The 16,919-nt window shown below is 38.0% G+C and carries 18 protein-coding genes; 1 reads left to right on the plus strand and 17 read right to left on the minus strand.

The window, feature by feature from the left end:
- Positions 1-9 precede the first annotated feature (9 nt).
- The 13 genes from AC3A54_RS21460 to AC3A54_RS21520 form a co-directional block, all read right to left on the minus strand.
- Positions 10-1,296 carry an aspartate aminotransferase family protein gene (locus tag AC3A54_RS21460; RefSeq protein ID WP_487656140.1) on the minus strand — a complete coding sequence of 429 codons (1,287 nt, stop codon included), beginning with the start codon at positions 1,294-1,296 and terminating at the stop codon, positions 10-12.
- On the minus strand, positions 1,280-2,668 hold the full coding sequence (locus AC3A54_RS21465) for an aminotransferase family protein (RefSeq protein ID WP_487656141.1): 1,389 nt from the start codon (positions 2,666-2,668) through the stop codon (positions 1,280-1,282). The genes AC3A54_RS21460 and AC3A54_RS21465 overlap by 17 nt, the downstream gene beginning before the upstream one ends.
- 38 nt (positions 2,669-2,706) lie before the next feature.
- Positions 2,707-3,873 carry a M20 family metallopeptidase gene (locus AC3A54_RS21470; RefSeq protein WP_487656142.1) on the minus strand — a complete coding sequence of 389 codons (1,167 nt, stop codon included), beginning with the start codon at positions 3,871-3,873 and terminating at the stop codon, positions 2,707-2,709.
- Between the two features lie 15 nt (positions 3,874-3,888).
- On the minus strand, positions 3,889-4,872 hold the full coding sequence (locus tag AC3A54_RS21475; protein ID WP_487656143.1) for an ABC transporter ATP-binding protein: 984 nt from the start codon (positions 4,870-4,872) through the stop codon (positions 3,889-3,891).
- Positions 4,869-5,831, minus strand: a complete 963-nt coding sequence (locus tag AC3A54_RS21480) for an ABC transporter ATP-binding protein (protein WP_335549070.1) — start codon at positions 5,829-5,831, stop codon at positions 4,869-4,871. The genes AC3A54_RS21475 and AC3A54_RS21480 overlap by 4 nt, the downstream gene beginning before the upstream one ends.
- Position 5,832: 1 nt before the next feature.
- Complete coding sequence (locus AC3A54_RS21485; RefSeq protein WP_487656144.1) at positions 5,833-6,750, minus strand: ABC transporter permease; 918 nt, start codon at positions 6,748-6,750, stop codon at positions 5,833-5,835.
- Positions 6,751-6,763: 13 nt separating this feature from the next.
- Positions 6,764-7,732 (minus strand): ABC transporter permease, encoded by a 969-nt coding sequence (locus tag AC3A54_RS21490; protein ID WP_487656145.1) that lies wholly within the window; start codon positions 7,730-7,732, stop codon positions 6,764-6,766.
- An 11-nt stretch (positions 7,733-7,743) separates the two neighbouring features.
- A complete protein-coding gene (locus tag AC3A54_RS21495; protein ID WP_487656146.1) occupies positions 7,744-9,504 on the minus strand; it encodes an ABC transporter substrate-binding protein in 1,761 nt (586 codons plus the stop codon).
- A gap of 10 nt (positions 9,505-9,514) precedes the next feature.
- A complete protein-coding gene (locus AC3A54_RS21500; RefSeq protein ID WP_487656147.1) occupies positions 9,515-10,471 on the minus strand; it encodes a S66 peptidase family protein in 957 nt (318 codons plus the stop codon).
- Between the two features lie 2 nt (positions 10,472-10,473).
- Complete coding sequence (locus AC3A54_RS21505; RefSeq protein WP_487656148.1) at positions 10,474-11,274, minus strand: IclR family transcriptional regulator; 801 nt, start codon at positions 11,272-11,274, stop codon at positions 10,474-10,476.
- A 142-nt stretch (positions 11,275-11,416) separates the two neighbouring features.
- Positions 11,417-12,484, minus strand: coding sequence for a DmpA family aminopeptidase (locus tag AC3A54_RS21510; protein ID WP_487656149.1), 1,068 nt, complete (start codon positions 12,482-12,484; stop codon positions 11,417-11,419).
- 246 nt (positions 12,485-12,730) lie between these two features.
- Positions 12,731-12,988, minus strand: a complete 258-nt coding sequence (locus AC3A54_RS21515; RefSeq protein ID WP_487656150.1) for a VOC family protein — start codon at positions 12,986-12,988, stop codon at positions 12,731-12,733.
- A gap of 28 nt (positions 12,989-13,016) precedes the next feature.
- Entirely contained in the window at positions 13,017-13,601 is a 585-nt protein-coding gene (locus AC3A54_RS21520) for an O-methyltransferase (RefSeq protein ID WP_487656151.1), read from the minus strand.
- A 158-nt stretch (positions 13,602-13,759) separates the two neighbouring features.
- Here AC3A54_RS21520 and AC3A54_RS21525 point away from each other — a divergent pair, with 158 nt between their 5' ends.
- Complete coding sequence (locus AC3A54_RS21525; RefSeq protein ID WP_487656152.1) at positions 13,760-14,053, plus strand: hypothetical protein; 294 nt, start codon at positions 13,760-13,762, stop codon at positions 14,051-14,053.
- Between the two features lie 100 nt (positions 14,054-14,153).
- Here AC3A54_RS21525 and AC3A54_RS21530 read toward each other — a convergent pair whose 3' ends face one another.
- The 4 genes from AC3A54_RS21530 to AC3A54_RS21545 form a co-directional block, all read right to left on the minus strand.
- Positions 14,154-14,330, minus strand: coding sequence for a hypothetical protein (locus tag AC3A54_RS21530; protein ID WP_308083845.1), 177 nt, complete (start codon positions 14,328-14,330; stop codon positions 14,154-14,156).
- A gap of 201 nt (positions 14,331-14,531) precedes the next feature.
- Positions 14,532-14,933 carry a hypothetical protein gene (locus AC3A54_RS21535; protein WP_487656153.1) on the minus strand — a complete coding sequence of 134 codons (402 nt, stop codon included), beginning with the start codon at positions 14,931-14,933 and terminating at the stop codon, positions 14,532-14,534.
- A gap of 148 nt (positions 14,934-15,081) precedes the next feature.
- Positions 15,082-16,128, minus strand: a complete 1,047-nt coding sequence (locus AC3A54_RS21540; protein ID WP_487656181.1) for a Gfo/Idh/MocA family protein — start codon at positions 16,126-16,128, stop codon at positions 15,082-15,084.
- Positions 16,129-16,150: 22 nt separating this feature from the next.
- Positions 16,151-16,912, minus strand: coding sequence for a TIM barrel protein (locus tag AC3A54_RS21545; protein ID WP_487656154.1), 762 nt, complete (start codon positions 16,910-16,912; stop codon positions 16,151-16,153).
- Between the last annotated feature and the right edge of the window lie 7 nt (positions 16,913-16,919).

A 16,919-nucleotide genomic window follows, 5' to 3' on the forward strand; every position in this document is an offset into this window, starting at 1 on the left:
TGACCTCCTTTATAATGTTTCTTTAATCGCCTCTTCTAAAATGGATAAGCCCTCATGTAAATCCTCTTCATTAATATTGAGAGGGAGCATTAACCTAATTGTTTGTCCCTGTACTCCGCAATTCATTATGAGAAGTTTTTGTTCTAAACACTTTTGCTTAATAATGGGAACAGCCTGGCTAGCAACATCTTCATGAAATTCGATACCAATCATCATTCCTATTCCGCGAACTTCCTTAATTCCAGGTAATCCATCTAGAGATTCCTTTAACCGGACTACAATGTTTGCTCCTAAGTCCCAGCTTCGGTCGACTAGTTTTTCCTCTTCAATCACAGCAATATTTGCTAATGCTGCAGCACAGGAAATCGGGTTACCACCAAAGGTTGACCCATGCCCTCCAACTTGCCATTTTTCATGAAGCTCTCTACTTGCTACAATCGCACCAAGAGGCATTCCACCTGAAAGTGCTTTTGCCAATACCATAATGTCAGGCGTTACACCAGAATGCTCGGCTGCAAACATTTTTCCTGTTCGCCCAAAACCAGTTTGCACTTCGTCAAAGATTAAGAGAATGCCATGTTTTTCTGTCATTTTTCTCAGTTCTTGGAGAAATTCAGCCGGGGCTGGGTAATATCCTCCTTCACCAATCACAGGTTCAATCACAATGGCTGCCACTCGGGATGGATCAATTCGTAATTCAAAGATCTTTTGAAGCTGGTGCAAGCAATAAGGAACAATCTCTTCTTCGTTCACACATTTTAGTTGAGATGGATATGGATAAGGAGCATGGTATACCTCACCTAAAATAGGTTCATAGTTTTTCCTGTATTTGGAGCTAGAAGCAGTGATAGCAGTTGCTCCAAGTGTTCTTCCATGGAAGGAACCTTCAAAAGCAATTATTCCTGGTCTTCCTGTAGCTGCTTTAGCCAATTTTAATGCTCCATCAATAGCCTCTCCACCGGAATTAGCAAAGAACACAGTATCTAAATTACCTGGTGTAATTTCAGCAAGTTTTTCTGCAAGGTTAGCAGCTGATTCATAGTAACCATAGTTCAGGCCGAAGTGAATAAATGATTCTGCCTGTTTCTTAATTGCTTGAACCATGGCGTCGTTGGCGTGACCAACAGCATTTACAGCCACACCGGATACAAAGTCAATATATTCCTCTCCATCCGCCGTCCAAAATCTGGCACCTTTTGCTTTATCTACAACTAATTCTGTTACCCTTGTTAAGACAGGAGATAAATGTTTTTTGGCCTTTTCTTTAATTTCATCTGATTTATTTTGTAATTTCATACATTATTTCCTCCTTTAATTCTTCTATAAAAATCTGTAAGGAATTTCCAAGAATTTTCACCATACTGTCGACCTCATCCGATGTTACATTCAGCGGCGGAGATATTAACAAATGGTCTCCTAAATTTCCATTAAGCGATCCACTACCAGGGTAAAATACAGCACCAAGCTCCATTGCAATATTATTAATCCGTTCGGACGCATGCAGCGTTTCTGGGAAAGGTGTTCCTACTTCACCATCAGCAGCTAATTCAACTCCTACTAATAGCCCCTCTCCACGCACATCAAATATAATCGGATAGCGTTTTTTCAGGGCCAATAGCTGTTGTTTAAGATAATCTCCAACAACTTGGACGTTTTTTAAAATCCCGTCTCGCTCATAAATAGTTAAAGCAGAAAGACCAGCTGCAACAGAAACAGGATGACCGCTGTAGGTATATCCATGAACAAACTTGCCCTTACTGTTTTCTATTAGACTATCAACAATGCGATCATGTACAACCATGCCTGCTAAGGGAGCATAACCCGCAGATACTCCCTTTCCGAACGTCATAATGTCAGGCGAAATTCCATAGTGTTGGATAGCAAAATCTTTCCCTGTACGTCCAAAGCCTGTCATTACTTCATCCACTATGAGGACAATATTGTATTGATCGCAAATCTTTCGAATCTCTTTAAAATAGCCTTCAGGGGGACTGACAGCACCTAGCTGACTGCCTACAATGGGTTCAGCAATAAAAGCAGAGACATTATCTGGCCCGAGCTTCTTGATAACGCTTTCAAATTCCCGGACGCAGGACCAATTTTGTTTATAATCACAGTCCTCTTTCTCTCTTTGATATGGACATCTCTTACAGTTAGGAGAATGAACATGGTTGAAATTGATTAAATTTGGAGTATATGTCTGTCGTCGCTTTATATCGCCTCCGGCAGATAGAGCACCAAATGTGTTTCCATGATAGGATTGCCATCTGCCAATTACAATGTGTTTTTCAGGTCTTCCCGCATCCTTATGAAATTGCCTAGCTAGCTTAATGGCACTTTCATTAGCTTCCGACCCACCACTAGTAAAATAAACTTTATTCAATGAATGAGGTGCAAGCTTTGCAATTTTCTCCGCAAGTTTAAACAATACCTCTGTTTCAAATCTCATCGTGTGTACAAAGGCAGCCTTCTTTGCCTGAAGAGCCATGGCCTCAGCAATTTCTTCCACACCATGGCCTAAGTTCGCTGCGACTGCTCCTGAGCAGGCATCCATGAATCTTTTTCCATTCTCATCATATAGATAGATCCCCTTACCGTGAGTGATAATAGGATACGTTTTAGAAAAGTCCCTATGGAACACATAATCTTCTGTTTGCTCGTTTACCATCATTCCACCACCAATGATTTCTCGTGCAGTCGAAAAATTTATTTTCTATTCCCTTCAAATTCAGAACGAATTTTATCTTGTAATCCCTTATCTTTCACTACTTTTAATCCTGTTAACGCCATAGCATTTGCTGCTAACAACATCGTCTCGTAAGCATGGTCGGTATTACACATCTGCGCAAATTCAACAGTATGTCCTGGAACAAATTGATCAGTTAATGATAGGACGGGATGAATGGCAGGGACGACATTGCTTACATTCCCCATGTCAATTGAGCCCATTCCTTCTTCATATTGGGAAGGATCAATAAAATCCAATTCATCTAAAGATTCTTGAAAAACGTCACCTAATACTCGATTGCTTTTCATAGCTTCATAGGAATGACCAATCTTTTTTATTTCAAGTTCCGTCCCGGTGCTTAACGCTGCACCCTTTGCACAATTTTTAACTTTTTCAACTAGTTGTTCGAGATAGACATTGTCCTGAGAGCGGACACAAAATTCAGCAATGGCACGTTCAGGAATAATATTGGTCGCCAATCCACCCTCTTTAATAATTCCATGTATTCTTACATCGGGTTTCACATGCTGCCGCAATGCGTTAATAGCATTAAATGTTTGAATGACTCCATCTAGGGCATTTCTTCCCTCCCAAGGCTCTGAAGCAGCGTGGGCTGTTTGGCCATGAAAAATAAATTCAAAAGAATGGAAAGCAAGAGATTGAACATGAATCTCCGTACTAAATCCGGGATGAAACATCATGGCTAGATCCACATCGCTGAAGGCACCAGAATGAATTAAATCGATTTTACCACCAGTCCCTTCTTCATCTGGTGTACCTATAACAGACACTCGGAAAGGAATTCCTTCTTCTTTTAAACGTTCGGCCAACATTACACCAGCAGCAACACTTGCCATTCCAATTAAATGATGACCACACGCATGCCCAATCTCTGGTAGTGCATCGTACTCTGCACAAAAAGATATGTGATAGCCACCTTCGCCCATCTCAAAACTAGCTATATATGAAGTTGGTAAACCACCCACACCTTTTTTGACTGTAAAACCCCTTGACTGCAAATATTCACACATTATAGAAGAAGCAAATTTTTCTTGTAGGCCAAGCTCTGGATGATTGAATATTTGTTTGCTCAAATGAATGACTTCGCTTCGTTCCCGCTCCAAAACCTGATTTAATTTATCCAAAAGATCCTCCTCCTTCTATACCAGGTGACATGCAACAAAATGGCCAGTTTCCACTTCTCTTAGTACGGGCTCTTCTGTCTTACATCGATCCGTTGCTACCGAACAGCGAGGATGAAAACGACAACCTGTGGGAATTCGACCAGGATTGGGAGTTTCACCTTTTAAGATTATTCTTTCTCTATTTTTTATTTTTCTTGGTACAGGCATGACACTAACTAATGCTTTTGAATATGGATGCAGACAGGAACCTGCAATAAGTTCTGCGTCACCTACCTCTACGATTTTCCCTAAATACATAATGGCAATTCGATCTGAAATCAACCATGCTAATGAAAGGTCATGAGTAATAAAAAGATACGAAATACCTTTTTCGTCTCTCTGCTCAACCATAAGTTTTAAAATATCCGCGCGGATCGAAACATCAAGCATGGAAACCGGCTCATCAGCCACTATAAAGGAAGGATTTAAAATTAACGCACTTGCAATGACTACCCGTTGTCTTTGACCACCACTTAATTCGTGAGGGTACTTATACATAAATCGTTCAGCTGGCTTTATACCCGCACTTTCCAAAGCTTGAATGACTCGTTCCTTTTTTTCCTGTTCTGACGTGACCAGTTTATTAACCACTAACGGTTCCGCGACTATGTCCATAATTATATTTCTCGGATTAAGTGATTGATAAGGATCTTGGTAAATCATCTGTGCTTTCTGACGGAATAATTTCATCGCTTTCTTATTTTTTTGAGAGACAGACTCTCCTTCAAAGAGGATCTCTCCATCGCTTTGATGTGTTAAGCTGAGTAATGCTTTACCTGTTGTTGTCTTGCCGCTTCCGCTCTCTCCGACAAGGGAAACAATTTCACCCTTTTTTATTTCTAAATCAATGCCATCAACAGCTTTTATGAGTTTTTTTTCTTTTGAGAAAAAATCCTTTAAAAATCCTTGGTGACCATCAAAATGAACCTTTAAATTTTTCACTTCAACAACGTTGGTCACACTACCCCTCCTCTAACATGACAAGATACAAAATGATTAGGAGAGACTTCCTTTAAAACAGGCTCTTTTTTACGACACTCCTCCGTTGCAAACTCACAACGCGGATGAAATAAGCAACCGTCAGGAGGATTTAATAAATTAGGAGGGGACCCCGGTATGGAAGAAATCATTTCTCTAGTTCCATATATATCTGGAAAGGACTGTATTAGCTTTTCTGTATATGGATGGAGGTGCTTATCTAATATATCTTCCACACTACCTAATTCAACAATTTTCCCCGCATACATGATGGCCGCTTTATCACAAGTTTCTCCCATTACTGATAAATCGTGAGTAATGAGAATCATGGACATATTTAAGTCTTTCCGAAGTTTTTCGAGCAAATTAAGAATTTGTGCTTGAACCATAACGTCTAGTGCTGTTGTTGGCTCATCCCCAATAATTAACTTGGGATCACATGCTAATGCCATCGCAATCATTGCACGCTGTTTCATTCCGCCACTAAACTCATGTGGATATTGATCCATTCGTTCACTATTAATCTCTACTAATTCAAAGAGTTCCTTTACCTTCTTTTTTGCTTCCATACGACTGCTACCTTTATGTAACATGATAGCCTCAATAATTTGATCCCCGACCTTCATAACAGGGTTCAGTGAGTTCATCGCACCTTGAAATACGATCGAAATTTCATTCCAGCGAGTTCTTCTCATTTTTCCATGTGGTAAATGGACCAAATCATTTCCATTAAAAAGGACGTTTCCTCCAGCAATTTGACCTTCCTGTGGCAGTAGCTTTGTTATAGATAGAGCCGTTGTTGTTTTTCCACATCCTGATTCCCCTACAAGAGCAATAGCTTCACCTTCTTCAAGGTTAAAGCTGACTCCATCTACAGCTTTAACCACCCCATCTTTTGTATGAAAGTATGTTTTCAAATCCTTTACTTCTAATAAACTCATATTATTTCCTCCGTAGCTTTGGGTTGAAGAATTCATCGAATGCATATCCCAGGAATGTAAAACCAAGTACAACCCCTACTACACATAAACCAGGCGGGAGTAGAAACCAATAGGCTCCTACACTAGCAGCCCCTGAAGTAAAGGCGTAATGTAACATCATTCCCCAGCTCGGATGGGATGCATCTCCCATACCTAAAAAACTAAGACTAGTTTCTGATAATATAGCAACAGCCGATACAAGAATGGTATTTGCAAAAATTAACGGAAAAACGTTAGGTAATATGTGTTTATACATAATATAGAAATCATTGGCCCCAATAGCCTTTGCACGTTCAATAAATTGTCTTTCTTTTACTGATAATGTTTGTGCCCGGACAATCCTTGCAGTACTTGACCAACTCGTTAGTCCAATGACTAAAATAATATTCCATATACTGGAGCCTAAAAGAGCAGCTAGCACCAGCATCAAAGGCAGCCAAGGTAAGACAAGGAATATTTCTGTAAATCTCATTAAGATGGTATCTACTTTACCACCGCTATATCCTGAAGCAATACCAATCATGGTACCAACTAACATAGTAATAACGGTTGCAAGAACTCCAACTCCCAATGATACACGTGAACCTGAAATCAACGCTGCAAATACATCCCTTCCTAAATCATCCGTCCCAAGCCAGTGTTCACTACTTGGAGGCTGTAAAACCTCATTGCCAGATCCAATTTGTAATGGATTAAATGGAAAAATGATAGGCCCAATCAGAGCAATTAAGCCGAAAAAAATGAAAATACTGATACCAACCATACCCATTTTATTACTTTTAAAAATAGATATAATTTCTATATATTTTTTTCGACTGACATCCTTTTTTCTTATTATTTCTATTTCTGGTAATGACTGTACTACTTTTGATTCGACCATGATGAGCTCCTTTCTATCCTTTTACTCTAGGATCTAAATAGCCGTAGAGGACATCAGCGATTAAGTTGGCAAAAATAACACATGTGCTAATAATAAGGAAAATTCCTTGCAAAAGCGGATAATCACGATTTAAAAGAGCTTCATACATCAACCGTCCTATACCTGGCCAAGAAAAAACCGTTTCAATTTCAATCGCACCTGCAATCATAAATCCAAGATTAATCGAAATGACGGTAACCATCGGTAACATAGCATTAGGTACAGCATGCTTACGTACAATATATTTTTCAGAAAATCCCTTTGCTTTTGCGGTCTGGACATAATCTTCTGTTAATTCGTCGATAAGTGAATTTCTCATAATTAACACATATTGGCCTAATAATACCAAGCTTAGTGATAACGCGGGGAGAAATAAATGGTGTGCAACATCTACTACCGCGTCCATAGAACTTGAAAAGACCATTCCAGCCGTTGTCATTCCTGAAGTTGGGAAAAGTGTTAGATGAACACTTAATAGTGCAACCAGCACCACACCAACCCAAAAGGTTGGCATGGAGTAGGTTAATAAGGAGAATGAGAGTGAAATAACATCCACTTTCTTCCCTCTTTTCCTCGCAGCAAGAATCCCTAAGAAGATACCGCCGATCAGCGAAACTAAGGTAGCAACACCTACTAAAAGAAGCGTAGGTACAATTTTAATGGCAATAAGTTCCGTTACTGGTTGTTTAAATAAAAAGGACATACCTAAGTCACCGGATAGAAGCTGTTTCACATATAAGCCAAACTGCACGTACCAAGACTGATCCAATCCAAAAAGATGCTTCATTTTTTCTATGGATTCAGGGGATGCCTTTGGATCACGCAGCATCATTGCTAGAGGATCACCTGGCATAACCCGAAACAAAAAATAATTGATGACAAGTACACAAAACAAGGTGAATATCGCGTTAGCTATCTTTTTTATCAAGTATTTTAGTTTCATAGATTCTCCTTCTACAACTCGTCAAACTGATCGATGCCTTTTTTTCTTCTTGTAAAAATAACGATTACTCCAATAATTAATACAAGAGCAACTCCTCCATAAATTAACAAAGATTTACTGCCTTCTTCAGAATTTGAAGTACTCTTTGTTCCATTTACTGGCTCTACATGAAGATAATTATAGTTATTCGCTGCCATAAAGTAGGCGCCTTTTACAGGAGTCCATCCCTTCCATTTATCCGTACGGACAGCTTGCATAGCATTTTCTTCCATTAGGATAATGTAAGGAAGGTCTTCTGCAAGTATATCCTGCATCTGATTCACCATGCCTTGGCGTTCCTTAAAATCAAGTGTCGTTCCTTGCTTAGCTAATAACTCATCATACTTGGGATTAGAATAATAGGTTTCACTAAGATTCCCAATTTGGTCGGTACTTACAATACTTAAGATTGTTGTAGGATCAATATCTGTGGTCCATCCCCAAATGAATAAATCATAATCTCCTTTGTCATAAATTCGATCACCTAATACCCCATCATCAAGCGTCTCCACTTTTGTCTCAATTCCAGCATCCTTTAACATGGAATGAACCATTTGACCTGCTTTAACTTCTTCTGGAGAATCACTTCGTAAATAAAAACGGAACTCTAATGGTTTGCCACTTTGTTCTTCACGGACCCCATCCCCATTTTTATCCATAAATCCTGCTTCATCTAAAATGGATTTTGCTTTATTAAGATCAAATGCTCTAGCCTTTTCTGGGCTCAACTGATTATGCCAGTCACTTAAAAAGGAAGGGACGATGGTTGTTCCTGGTTTCCCTTGACCAGAAAACGCCACATCAATTATTTTTTGTTTATCAATCGCATATTCCATAGCCTGTTTAATAGAATTGTTTAATAATAAAGGATTCCCCTTTGATGCCTTATCCTTCCATGTGTTGATTCCGATATTGGTAAAGCTGTTGGTAGGATTTGAAACCACTTTGATGTTTTTCTCTGACTCTAGTAATATCACTTGATTCGAGTTAATGTTAATTGCCGCATCAATTTCACCGACTTTTAAGGATTGGACCATGGTATCGTTGTTTGCATACAGTGGATAGATTAATTCATCGAACTTTGGTGCACCCATGAAGTAGTCCTTATTCGCCTCTAACTTTACATATTCTCCTTTTTTCCATTCAACAAATTTAAATGCACCTGTTCCAATTGGTTTTTTATTCGGCCAAGTTTCTAAATCTTTAAATTTCACTTTCTCCCAAATATGCTTTGGTATGATTGGAGTTGTAATATAAAGCATATTTGCTTTTGGTTTGTCTGTTTTTATAACTACTGTGTAATCATCAGGCGTTTTAATACTAGAAATACCTTTCAAGAAATCAGAGTACATTCCCATTTCCGATTTTAAAATCGTTTCATAAGAAAACTTAACGTCTTTGGAGGTAAATGGTTTGCCGTCATGCCACTTGACGCCTTTCTTTAATTTAAATGTCCACGTTAATTTATCATCACTAACTTTCCAGCTCTCTGCTAACCTTCCTACTGGCTTTAGATTATTATCGAAAGCAACGAGAGTATCATAGATTAATAAGTGCAATTCAAAAGTAGAAACTCGATTCGAAATAAATGGACTTAAGCTATCCGGTTCTTTTGTCCAACCGACTCTTAAGGTAGAGGGACTTGCAGCTTTTACATTCATACTAGTCAGTGGTGCACATATCAATACGAAAATAATAGAAACAATAAATAATGCCGAGAACTTCTTTTTCATCCTTTACCCCCTACGAACGCGTTCCGCATTCCTCTATGATTAGTTTTCCATTTGTTGCATCTAAAAAGCCTTGTACCCCTAATGGGATGGTTGCTAAATCTTTTGTATGTCCAAGTGGCAAGCCATAAATGGCAGGGATTTGTAATGGCTTTATATACTCCTCTAAAATATCTTCTAAACTGAAGGTTACTGGGAACCCAGGATTGTGTTTGTATGGCTCACAATCTTTACATTCACCAACGACTATCCCTGCAGCCTTCTGCAGTTTTCCTGCGTTTAATAAATGCGAAAGCATATGATCCATAACCCATGGCTCAGTATCTAGCTCTTCAAAAAATAGAATTTTTCCCTCAGTTTCAATTTCGTATGGCGTCCCTAAAGTGGAACAGATTAAAGTAAGGTTTCCTCCTACCATCTCTCCTCTTGCTTCACCTGGATTAATGATGTTAATCCATTTTTTCTTATCAGCGAGTTCAATTTCCCCAATCGACTCGCTTGATAATAAAGCTTTGAAAAGCTGATTCTTTCTGTATTCAGTTAACTCTTCAGGATTAAATCCCGCCATTCCCGGTCCGTGAAAGGATACCAAACCAGTCAGCTTCTGAATCGCAAGATGAATGGCTGTAATATCACTGTAGCCTATAAAGATTTTAGGATTCTGTTTAATGGCATCAAAATCTATGTATCGCAGAAGCCTGGCTGATCCATATCCCCCCTGGGTGACGAAAATGGCATCTACCCGATCGTCTTTAAACATCGAGTTCACATCCTGTGCCCGCTGTTCATCCGTCCCTGCTAGATATTCATACCTTGCATTCACATGTTCTCCAACTATTACTTGAAAGCCCCACTCCTCAAGTGTTCTTATTCCTCGAACAAGATCACTTTTATTGTATAAAGGGCTTGCAGGCGCAACGATTCCAATCGTATCCCCTTTTTTTAAACTGGCAGGTTTTATTTTTTTCAACTTTATTCACTCCCCACTGGTCTCATGTTGACTGCACCTAATTGACTTGAAATGAGTGTTGCCGTCTGAAGGAGTAGGTTTCTAAATACAATTTGATTTTCCTCTACGTAATGATGGTCAGGGCCAGATAGAGAAATCCCCGCAACAACTTCGTTCGAATAGTCGTAGATAGGTGCAGCTATGGCTGCTTCTCCTATAGTTAGTTCTCCCCTGGATTCTGCATAGCCTTGGAATCGAATTTTTTCAAGTTCTATTATTAATAATTCTCGGTGAGATATCGTTTGTGGTGTAAAGGATGGTAAATCCTCTGAGATGAGGGTAGATATTAAATCTGTAGGAAGATGAGCTAAGATGACTTTTGATAAAGCCCCTCCATATACGGGGAGGCTCTGTCCTACCTTGATTCCCATAAAATAGCTTTTAAAGGACTCAATGTTGATTAGACATAAGACCTTTCCTTGGTCATACACACTTAGATTACAATTCTGTGAGGTTTTATTGGATAGTTCTTGAAGATAGGGCATCGCTGTTTGAACGAGATCTAGTCCTCGAACAACTATTCCCCCTAAACGCACAAATTGTTTGCTTAGTTTGTACTTACTGGAAATAGGGTCTTGTTCAATATATCCTCTTACCAACATCGTTTGAATAAATCGATGAATGGTAGCCAATGATAACGAGGTTTTAGTTGAAATTTCTGTTAGCGTTAATTCCGAATCGTCTAAAGAAAATGCTTCAATAATATCGAATGCCCTTTCTAAGGCACGGATATTATGATTTTTTTCATTGTCTATTTTTAACACCTCCCCTAAACATTTTTCGAGTTTGTTTTTGCGCTTCCACCTAGTGGAAATATGGTTTTCACTTTCTAAGTACCATTATAGGTATCTGAAAAATAAAAAGTCAATATATTTTGATAATTTAGAGTAGTTAGAAATATATGGATTATTTTGCTGCTAGAATTTCCATTGTTTTAGAAATAGGAATTTCATAAAGAATATTTCCGTTCCTGCCAATAACCGTTTTCGCTTTAAACATAGCATTTAATATTGCCTCTTCTATACACTCAATCGCAGCCTCAAATAAATCGTTAAGGAGTAAATCATTTATCATATTTAAGTTCATAACTTCAGTCTTTTCCCCCCTTTTCAATCTATTCCCAGTCGAAAAAGCAAGTGATATTTCTCCACTTCCATGGTAGGCCTTCGACCCAATTTTCCCCAATCCTAATGCGGACCTTTTGGCTAGCCTTCCTAACTGGTGGGGCATCAATGGGGCATCAGTTCCAATTACAATGATAATGGAGCCTTCAGGAACATGACTTTTTGGCATAAAATCTTGAAGTTGTTCGCCAACGGGGGTCCCATTTAAAAGAAAATCCTTTCGTTTACCAAAGTTGGTCATTACTAAGGTTCCGATTGTATATTTCTCTAAAATAACTCTTGAAGAAGTGCCAATCCCTCCTTTGAACTCAAAACAGCTCATACCCGTGCCACTTCCTATACTGCCCTCTTCCACTTCCCCGTTTGTCGCTTTCTTGATGGCTGAAATAACATGCTCTTGCTTCACATGTCTACGACGAGGGTTGTTTAAGAAGCTATCATCACACTCTGCTACAATGGGTAGAACAATATCCTCCGTATCCCCAAGTTCGGGATATCTTTGGGTCATGTATTCAACGATTCCATCACTTACAATCCCTACATTCATCGAATTTGTAAGAGCAATGGGTGTTTCAATGACCCCCCATTCCTTCATTTGAACCATTCCACTCATTTCACCTGCACCATTAATGATATGACTATTAGCGAAAATACGCTGGTTATAAATGTCTTCATTGGGTAGAATCACCGTTACTCCTGTTCGTGCAGGACCTTGCCCATCCTGTCCGTCAGTAATAACAGTCTCATGTCCGACTTTTACACCAGGGATATCGGTAATAGTGTTGTTCTGTCCTGTTGGAAATCTCCCTATTTTGATACCTAATTCTCTTACACGTTTTCTTTCTTCCATAAAATCTCGCTCCCTCCAAATATTTGACTTGTGTGTAAAATACGCTATACATGATTTATTTCCTTTAAAACGAAGGAAATTAAAAAAAGTCGACATCTGTCGACTTTTTTAAAAACCTCTATTGCATTAAATAATTGGATACTTCTATTAAGTTTCCATCAGGATCTTGAAAGTAGACTGATAATATTTTCCCTAAAGCACCTGTTCGAGAAACGGGGCCCTCCAAAACAGGGACATTATTTTTTTCTAAGAGCTCAATACTTGTTTTAATGGAGTTTCTGTTATAAAACATAGATCTGCTGAACCTGGTGTAGGCTTTAAAGCTTTTGGTTCAAACTCTCTACCATAAACATGGAGATTAATTTTTTGTTGGCCAAATTGAAGTGCTTTTCTACCTTCGCCGAACTTTTGTAGCTCCATTCCCATGACAGTTGTATAAAACTTGCATGTTGCCTCTATGTCATAAACAGTTAAAACGAAATGATCCAAACATTTGATCTGCATCACTGTTCCACCCTTTTAGTACCTATCTTTATTTTTTTGTTAGTAATAATAACCCACTTTCAATAGGCAATTTCATTGTTTTAAAGTTTTCATCATTTGACACTAATTCATAGAAATCTTGTAATTCCTCAGAATGTGATAAAAAATTGTCTACAACAATTAGTCCGTTCCTTTTTAAAATTCTGCTCAGATCTTGCCACCATTCTACATACTCTTTACGATCTGAATCTAAAAAAATCATATCAACTGTATTGCTCACTACTTTGTTAATATACTTGCCTGCATCCATGACAATAAGGTCAATCCACTTCGACATCTTAGCTTGTTCGAAATTTCTCTTTGCTAGTTCTGCTTTACTAGCTGAATATTCTAAAGTTGTTACGTAGCCATCTTTTTCTATTACACTATCTGCAAGCCACAAAGTAGAGTATCCATTAGACGTTCCTATTTCAAGAATGTTTTTTGCTTGAGTAGTGGTAACCAAGAATGAAAGAAAATGACCTGTTTCTGGTGTAACATTTCTCATCCTCTTTGATTTATCCGTTATTTTTTGATCATTGGCCACTCCAAAATTTTCGAGTTCTTTTAGAAACATAGCTAACTCCTTATTCACCCAATCTTCTCCCCCCCTTAAAAAAATTAAATTCATCCCATATTAATATAGTAACATCCTTTTTATACCAAAAGGAAAAATATTACTAATAATGCAACTATTATAGGGAATAGTAATTATGAAAAAATGCATATTTAAGTAAAGAGGTGAATGTATCAATGGATCAAGATTTTACGGTCGAGCATAGTCAAATCCCTTCCTTTCAGAGCCATGAAGAAGCTAGAGAGTGGTTTAAAGGACAGTTTGGAGATCGTTTTTTACTAAGAATGACAGATATGAAAGATGGAAAAAGAGTGAATTTTTATCATCTAGTAAAAAACTCTGAGGTGTACAAACCGTACATGGAGAGCTTTGCAAGCTCGGTAAAACATGAAATCACGAACATGGATGTTTTTAAAAGTTATACCACCATAGAAATTGACGAGAATGGACATGTGGAATTCAAGGATTAGATTTGTGCAAAAAAGGCTGATCTCATACCAATTGAGTCAGCCTTTGCGTATAGCCATTTTATTAGGTTCTTATTATTTCTTGGAACTTATTTTAAACCCATTAATTTGTAAAAAGGATTTTGATTTCAGCCTCTGCCTCAATCATCCTTCCAAATCGATACCCTTCTATCAGCACATGTCTTTCGTGCTCACTTAATCGACGATTCCATTTTGATTCTAAATAGTAGATTACTTCATTATAGAAAATTTCTGGATAATTAAATGGTTGATCCATCATCGCTTTCCTCCTTATTAATCGCCCCATCTCTTAATGTTTTATCCAATTTACACGATATTTAAAAAGAAGACTGAAAGATTTAAAACAAATGTATTCTTTATTTTAAGATATGTAAAAAGCTTTTAGCTGGAGAATGTCAAATGGAGGGCATGAAGGATTTACAGTGACTTTTTTTGGGAGCCACTCCTCTTACTCCGACTGTTATGGAACAATCCGTGGTGGAGTGACCGTTTCCTCTTCAAGCACATGAATACCGCCAAAAACTTCATATCCTGCACCTATAGATACAAGTAAATCTCCTGTTATAGCCAGTTTTTGTTGTTGGGACAACTTTAGTAAGTCAGTTTCGTTTATTTGTTTTGAAACAGACACAGCCTCAAATATTTGGCCAATCGTTCTCAGCCAAACACCCGTTAGAATTTGTTCTTCCCCAACTGTGTTTTCATCTTCCTTCACCTGCAATAGTTCTGATAAAGCTATTAGTTCAATAATTTGACCAACCACTTGAATCCAAAGACCGAAGGCAACCTTTTTTTCCAGAGCTAAGATTTTCTTGCTTTTTTCATCACTAATGCCTTTGTTTTGTTGTTTTAGCTTATCCATAATATCAACCCCGGAGCTAAATTTTTCATTATTGTATGTAAAACACAGGCAATGGTGTTTCATAAATTGAATCCTATCTAATATCAATGTTTAAGCAGAACAATAAAAATAGAGGGGCGGCCTTCCTCCCCTCCTTCATAAATCTTCATTACAATCGAATTCCGCTCTCATAGATTTTATCAATAATATGCATAACCTTCTTAGCTTGTTCGACGTTACACTCCTCGACTGTATCATGTAGAATACAATCAAGAAAAGATTGTACTTCTAATATATGTGAGTTATAATCATAGATAATTGGTCTTATATCGACCAACTTTCCACAAAGTTCACCATAAACCTCGATAGATTTTCCGTCTGTTTTCGCGCCAGCATTTGTACCAAAGAGTTCAATTTGAAGCTGATCCTCCTTTACATTCGCAGCCCAAGAAGTTTCTATGTAAAGGGTAGAATAATTATCAAATTTAATTAACCCGATTGCCATATCCTCTACATCAACAATTCGATCAGATTTTGATTTTGGAATTGAGTCAATTGCCCATGCCCCACGATTTTGCTGTTCATCCAAATGAGAAAAATGGGCATAAGTTTGCCCGATAATATGAATCGGATTAGGAAAATCTAGTAACCACATTGAAAGATCAATCAAGTGAACTCCCAAGTCAATGAGGGGGCCCCCTCCTGCTAATTTACTGTTGGTAAACCATCCACCCATTCCTGGTATTCCTCTTCTTCGATTCCAAATTGCCTTAATATGATAAACTTCACCCATTTGCCCCGTAGTCACCAATTCTTTTAAGTATTTTATCGCAGTATCAAACCGATAATTCATGCCTACGAAGATCTTTACACCATGGTCCCGGTTTAACAATAGGATACGCTCTGCCTCTTGCTCATTTAAGACTAATGGTTTTTCACAATGAATATGAACATGATTTTTGATAGCAGCTTCAATCATCGGAAGATGGAGCGCATTAGGGCTACAGATACTGACAATGTCTAATTGGCATTGCCTAAACATTTCTTCATAGTTATCAAATACAAATGGAATTTGGTACTTCTCCGCGAGTAATTGTGCCCGTTCGATTTGATGGTTACAAATAGCCACCAATTCAATATTGGGAAATTGTGCATAAGTCTTTAAATGTTTTCGGTCTGCTACCCATCCTGCCCCAATAACTCCGTATCTAAGCATTTTCACTAATTTATCCCTCCCCCTATATTGGAAAGTTTACTTTTACATACCTAAGTTTTTCTTCAGGAGAATGGTCTGGAAAAAACTCGAGACCTAGTCCACCAAGATATCCGGTATGCTTAAGTGAATCGAATATATAATGATAATTTAATTCGCCAGTACCAGGTTCTTTTCTTCCTGGATTGTCAGCTATATGAATATGACCAATATAGTTATTATATTGTTCTAACCGTCTTGTGACATTACCTTCAGTTATTTGTTGATGGTACACATCAAATAACATTTTAATATGCGGGTTATTAATCTGAGCAATCAGTTCAGCAGCCTCATCCGACGAAGAAAGAAAATACCCAGGGTGGTCTACTGTTATATTTAAGGGCTCTATTACAAGCATCATATCTGCCCTTTCCAGAATAGAAATACAGGCCATTAATCCTTCTTTCAAATTCTCCAACTGTTTACTTCTAGAAAAGTCTAGCTCATTTCCCGTTTGAGATATTAATGTTTTCACTCCTAGCAGTTTAGCAGCTTCTATACTTTCCATTAAGCCTTGTTGATAGTGTGATCGTTCCTTTTTATCTACTAAAGAAATAAAACGCGTACACATGGCTGATATTCTAAGACCTTCCTCTTTCACCACTCTCTCTAATAAATCAAGATCCTTATCCCACCAGCTCCAAAATTCAAAATGTTTATATCCAGTATTCTTCACTGCTAGGATTTGGTCATTTAGATTAATAGAACGGTTAAAGAAAATAGCGTCAATGCAGGGTGATAAATACATGTTCTCA

The sequence above is a fragment of the Neobacillus sp. Soil_C_43 genome (assembly GCF_057656715.1).

What these genes read in the sequence shown, in the direction of transcription:
- AC3A54_RS21460 (WP_487656140.1), bottom strand. Translation starts at nt 1,296, where the DNA reads ATGAAATTACAAAATAAATCAGATGAAATTAAAGAAAAGGCCAAAAAA.
- AC3A54_RS21465 (WP_487656141.1), bottom strand. Translation starts at nt 2,668, where the DNA reads ATGGTAAACGAGCAAACAGAAGATTATGTGTTCCATAGGGACTTTTCT.
- AC3A54_RS21480 (WP_335549070.1), bottom strand. Translation starts at nt 5,831, where the DNA reads ATGAGTTTATTAGAAGTAAAGGATTTGAAAACATACTTTCATACAAAA.
- AC3A54_RS21485 (WP_487656144.1), bottom strand. Translation starts at nt 6,750, where the DNA reads ATGGTCGAATCAAAAGTAGTACAGTCATTACCAGAAATAGAAATAATA.
- AC3A54_RS21490 (WP_487656145.1), bottom strand. Translation starts at nt 7,732, where the DNA reads ATGAAACTAAAATACTTGATAAAAAAGATAGCTAACGCGATATTCACC.
- AC3A54_RS21495 (WP_487656146.1), bottom strand. Translation starts at nt 9,504, where the DNA reads ATGAAAAAGAAGTTCTCGGCATTATTTATTGTTTCTATTATTTTCGTA.
- AC3A54_RS21510 (WP_487656149.1), bottom strand. Translation starts at nt 12,484, where the DNA reads ATGGAAGAAAGAAAACGTGTAAGAGAATTAGGTATCAAAATAGGGAGA.
- AC3A54_RS21515 (WP_487656150.1), bottom strand. Translation starts at nt 12,988, where the DNA reads ATGCAGATCAAATGTTTGGATCATTTCGTTTTAACTGTTTATGACATA.
- AC3A54_RS21525 (WP_487656152.1), top strand. Translation starts at nt 13,760, where the DNA reads ATGGATCAAGATTTTACGGTCGAGCATAGTCAAATCCCTTCCTTTCAG.
- AC3A54_RS21530 (WP_308083845.1), bottom strand. Translation starts at nt 14,330, where the DNA reads ATGATGGATCAACCATTTAATTATCCAGAAATTTTCTATAATGAAGTA.
- AC3A54_RS21535 (WP_487656153.1), bottom strand. Translation starts at nt 14,933, where the DNA reads ATGGATAAGCTAAAACAACAAAACAAAGGCATTAGTGATGAAAAAAGC.
- AC3A54_RS21540 (WP_487656181.1), bottom strand. Translation starts at nt 16,128, where the DNA reads ATGCTTAGATACGGAGTTATTGGGGCAGGATGGGTAGCAGACCGAAAA.
- AC3A54_RS21545 (WP_487656154.1), bottom strand. Translation starts at nt 16,912, where the DNA reads ATGTATTTATCACCCTGCATTGACGCTATTTTCTTTAACCGTTCTATT.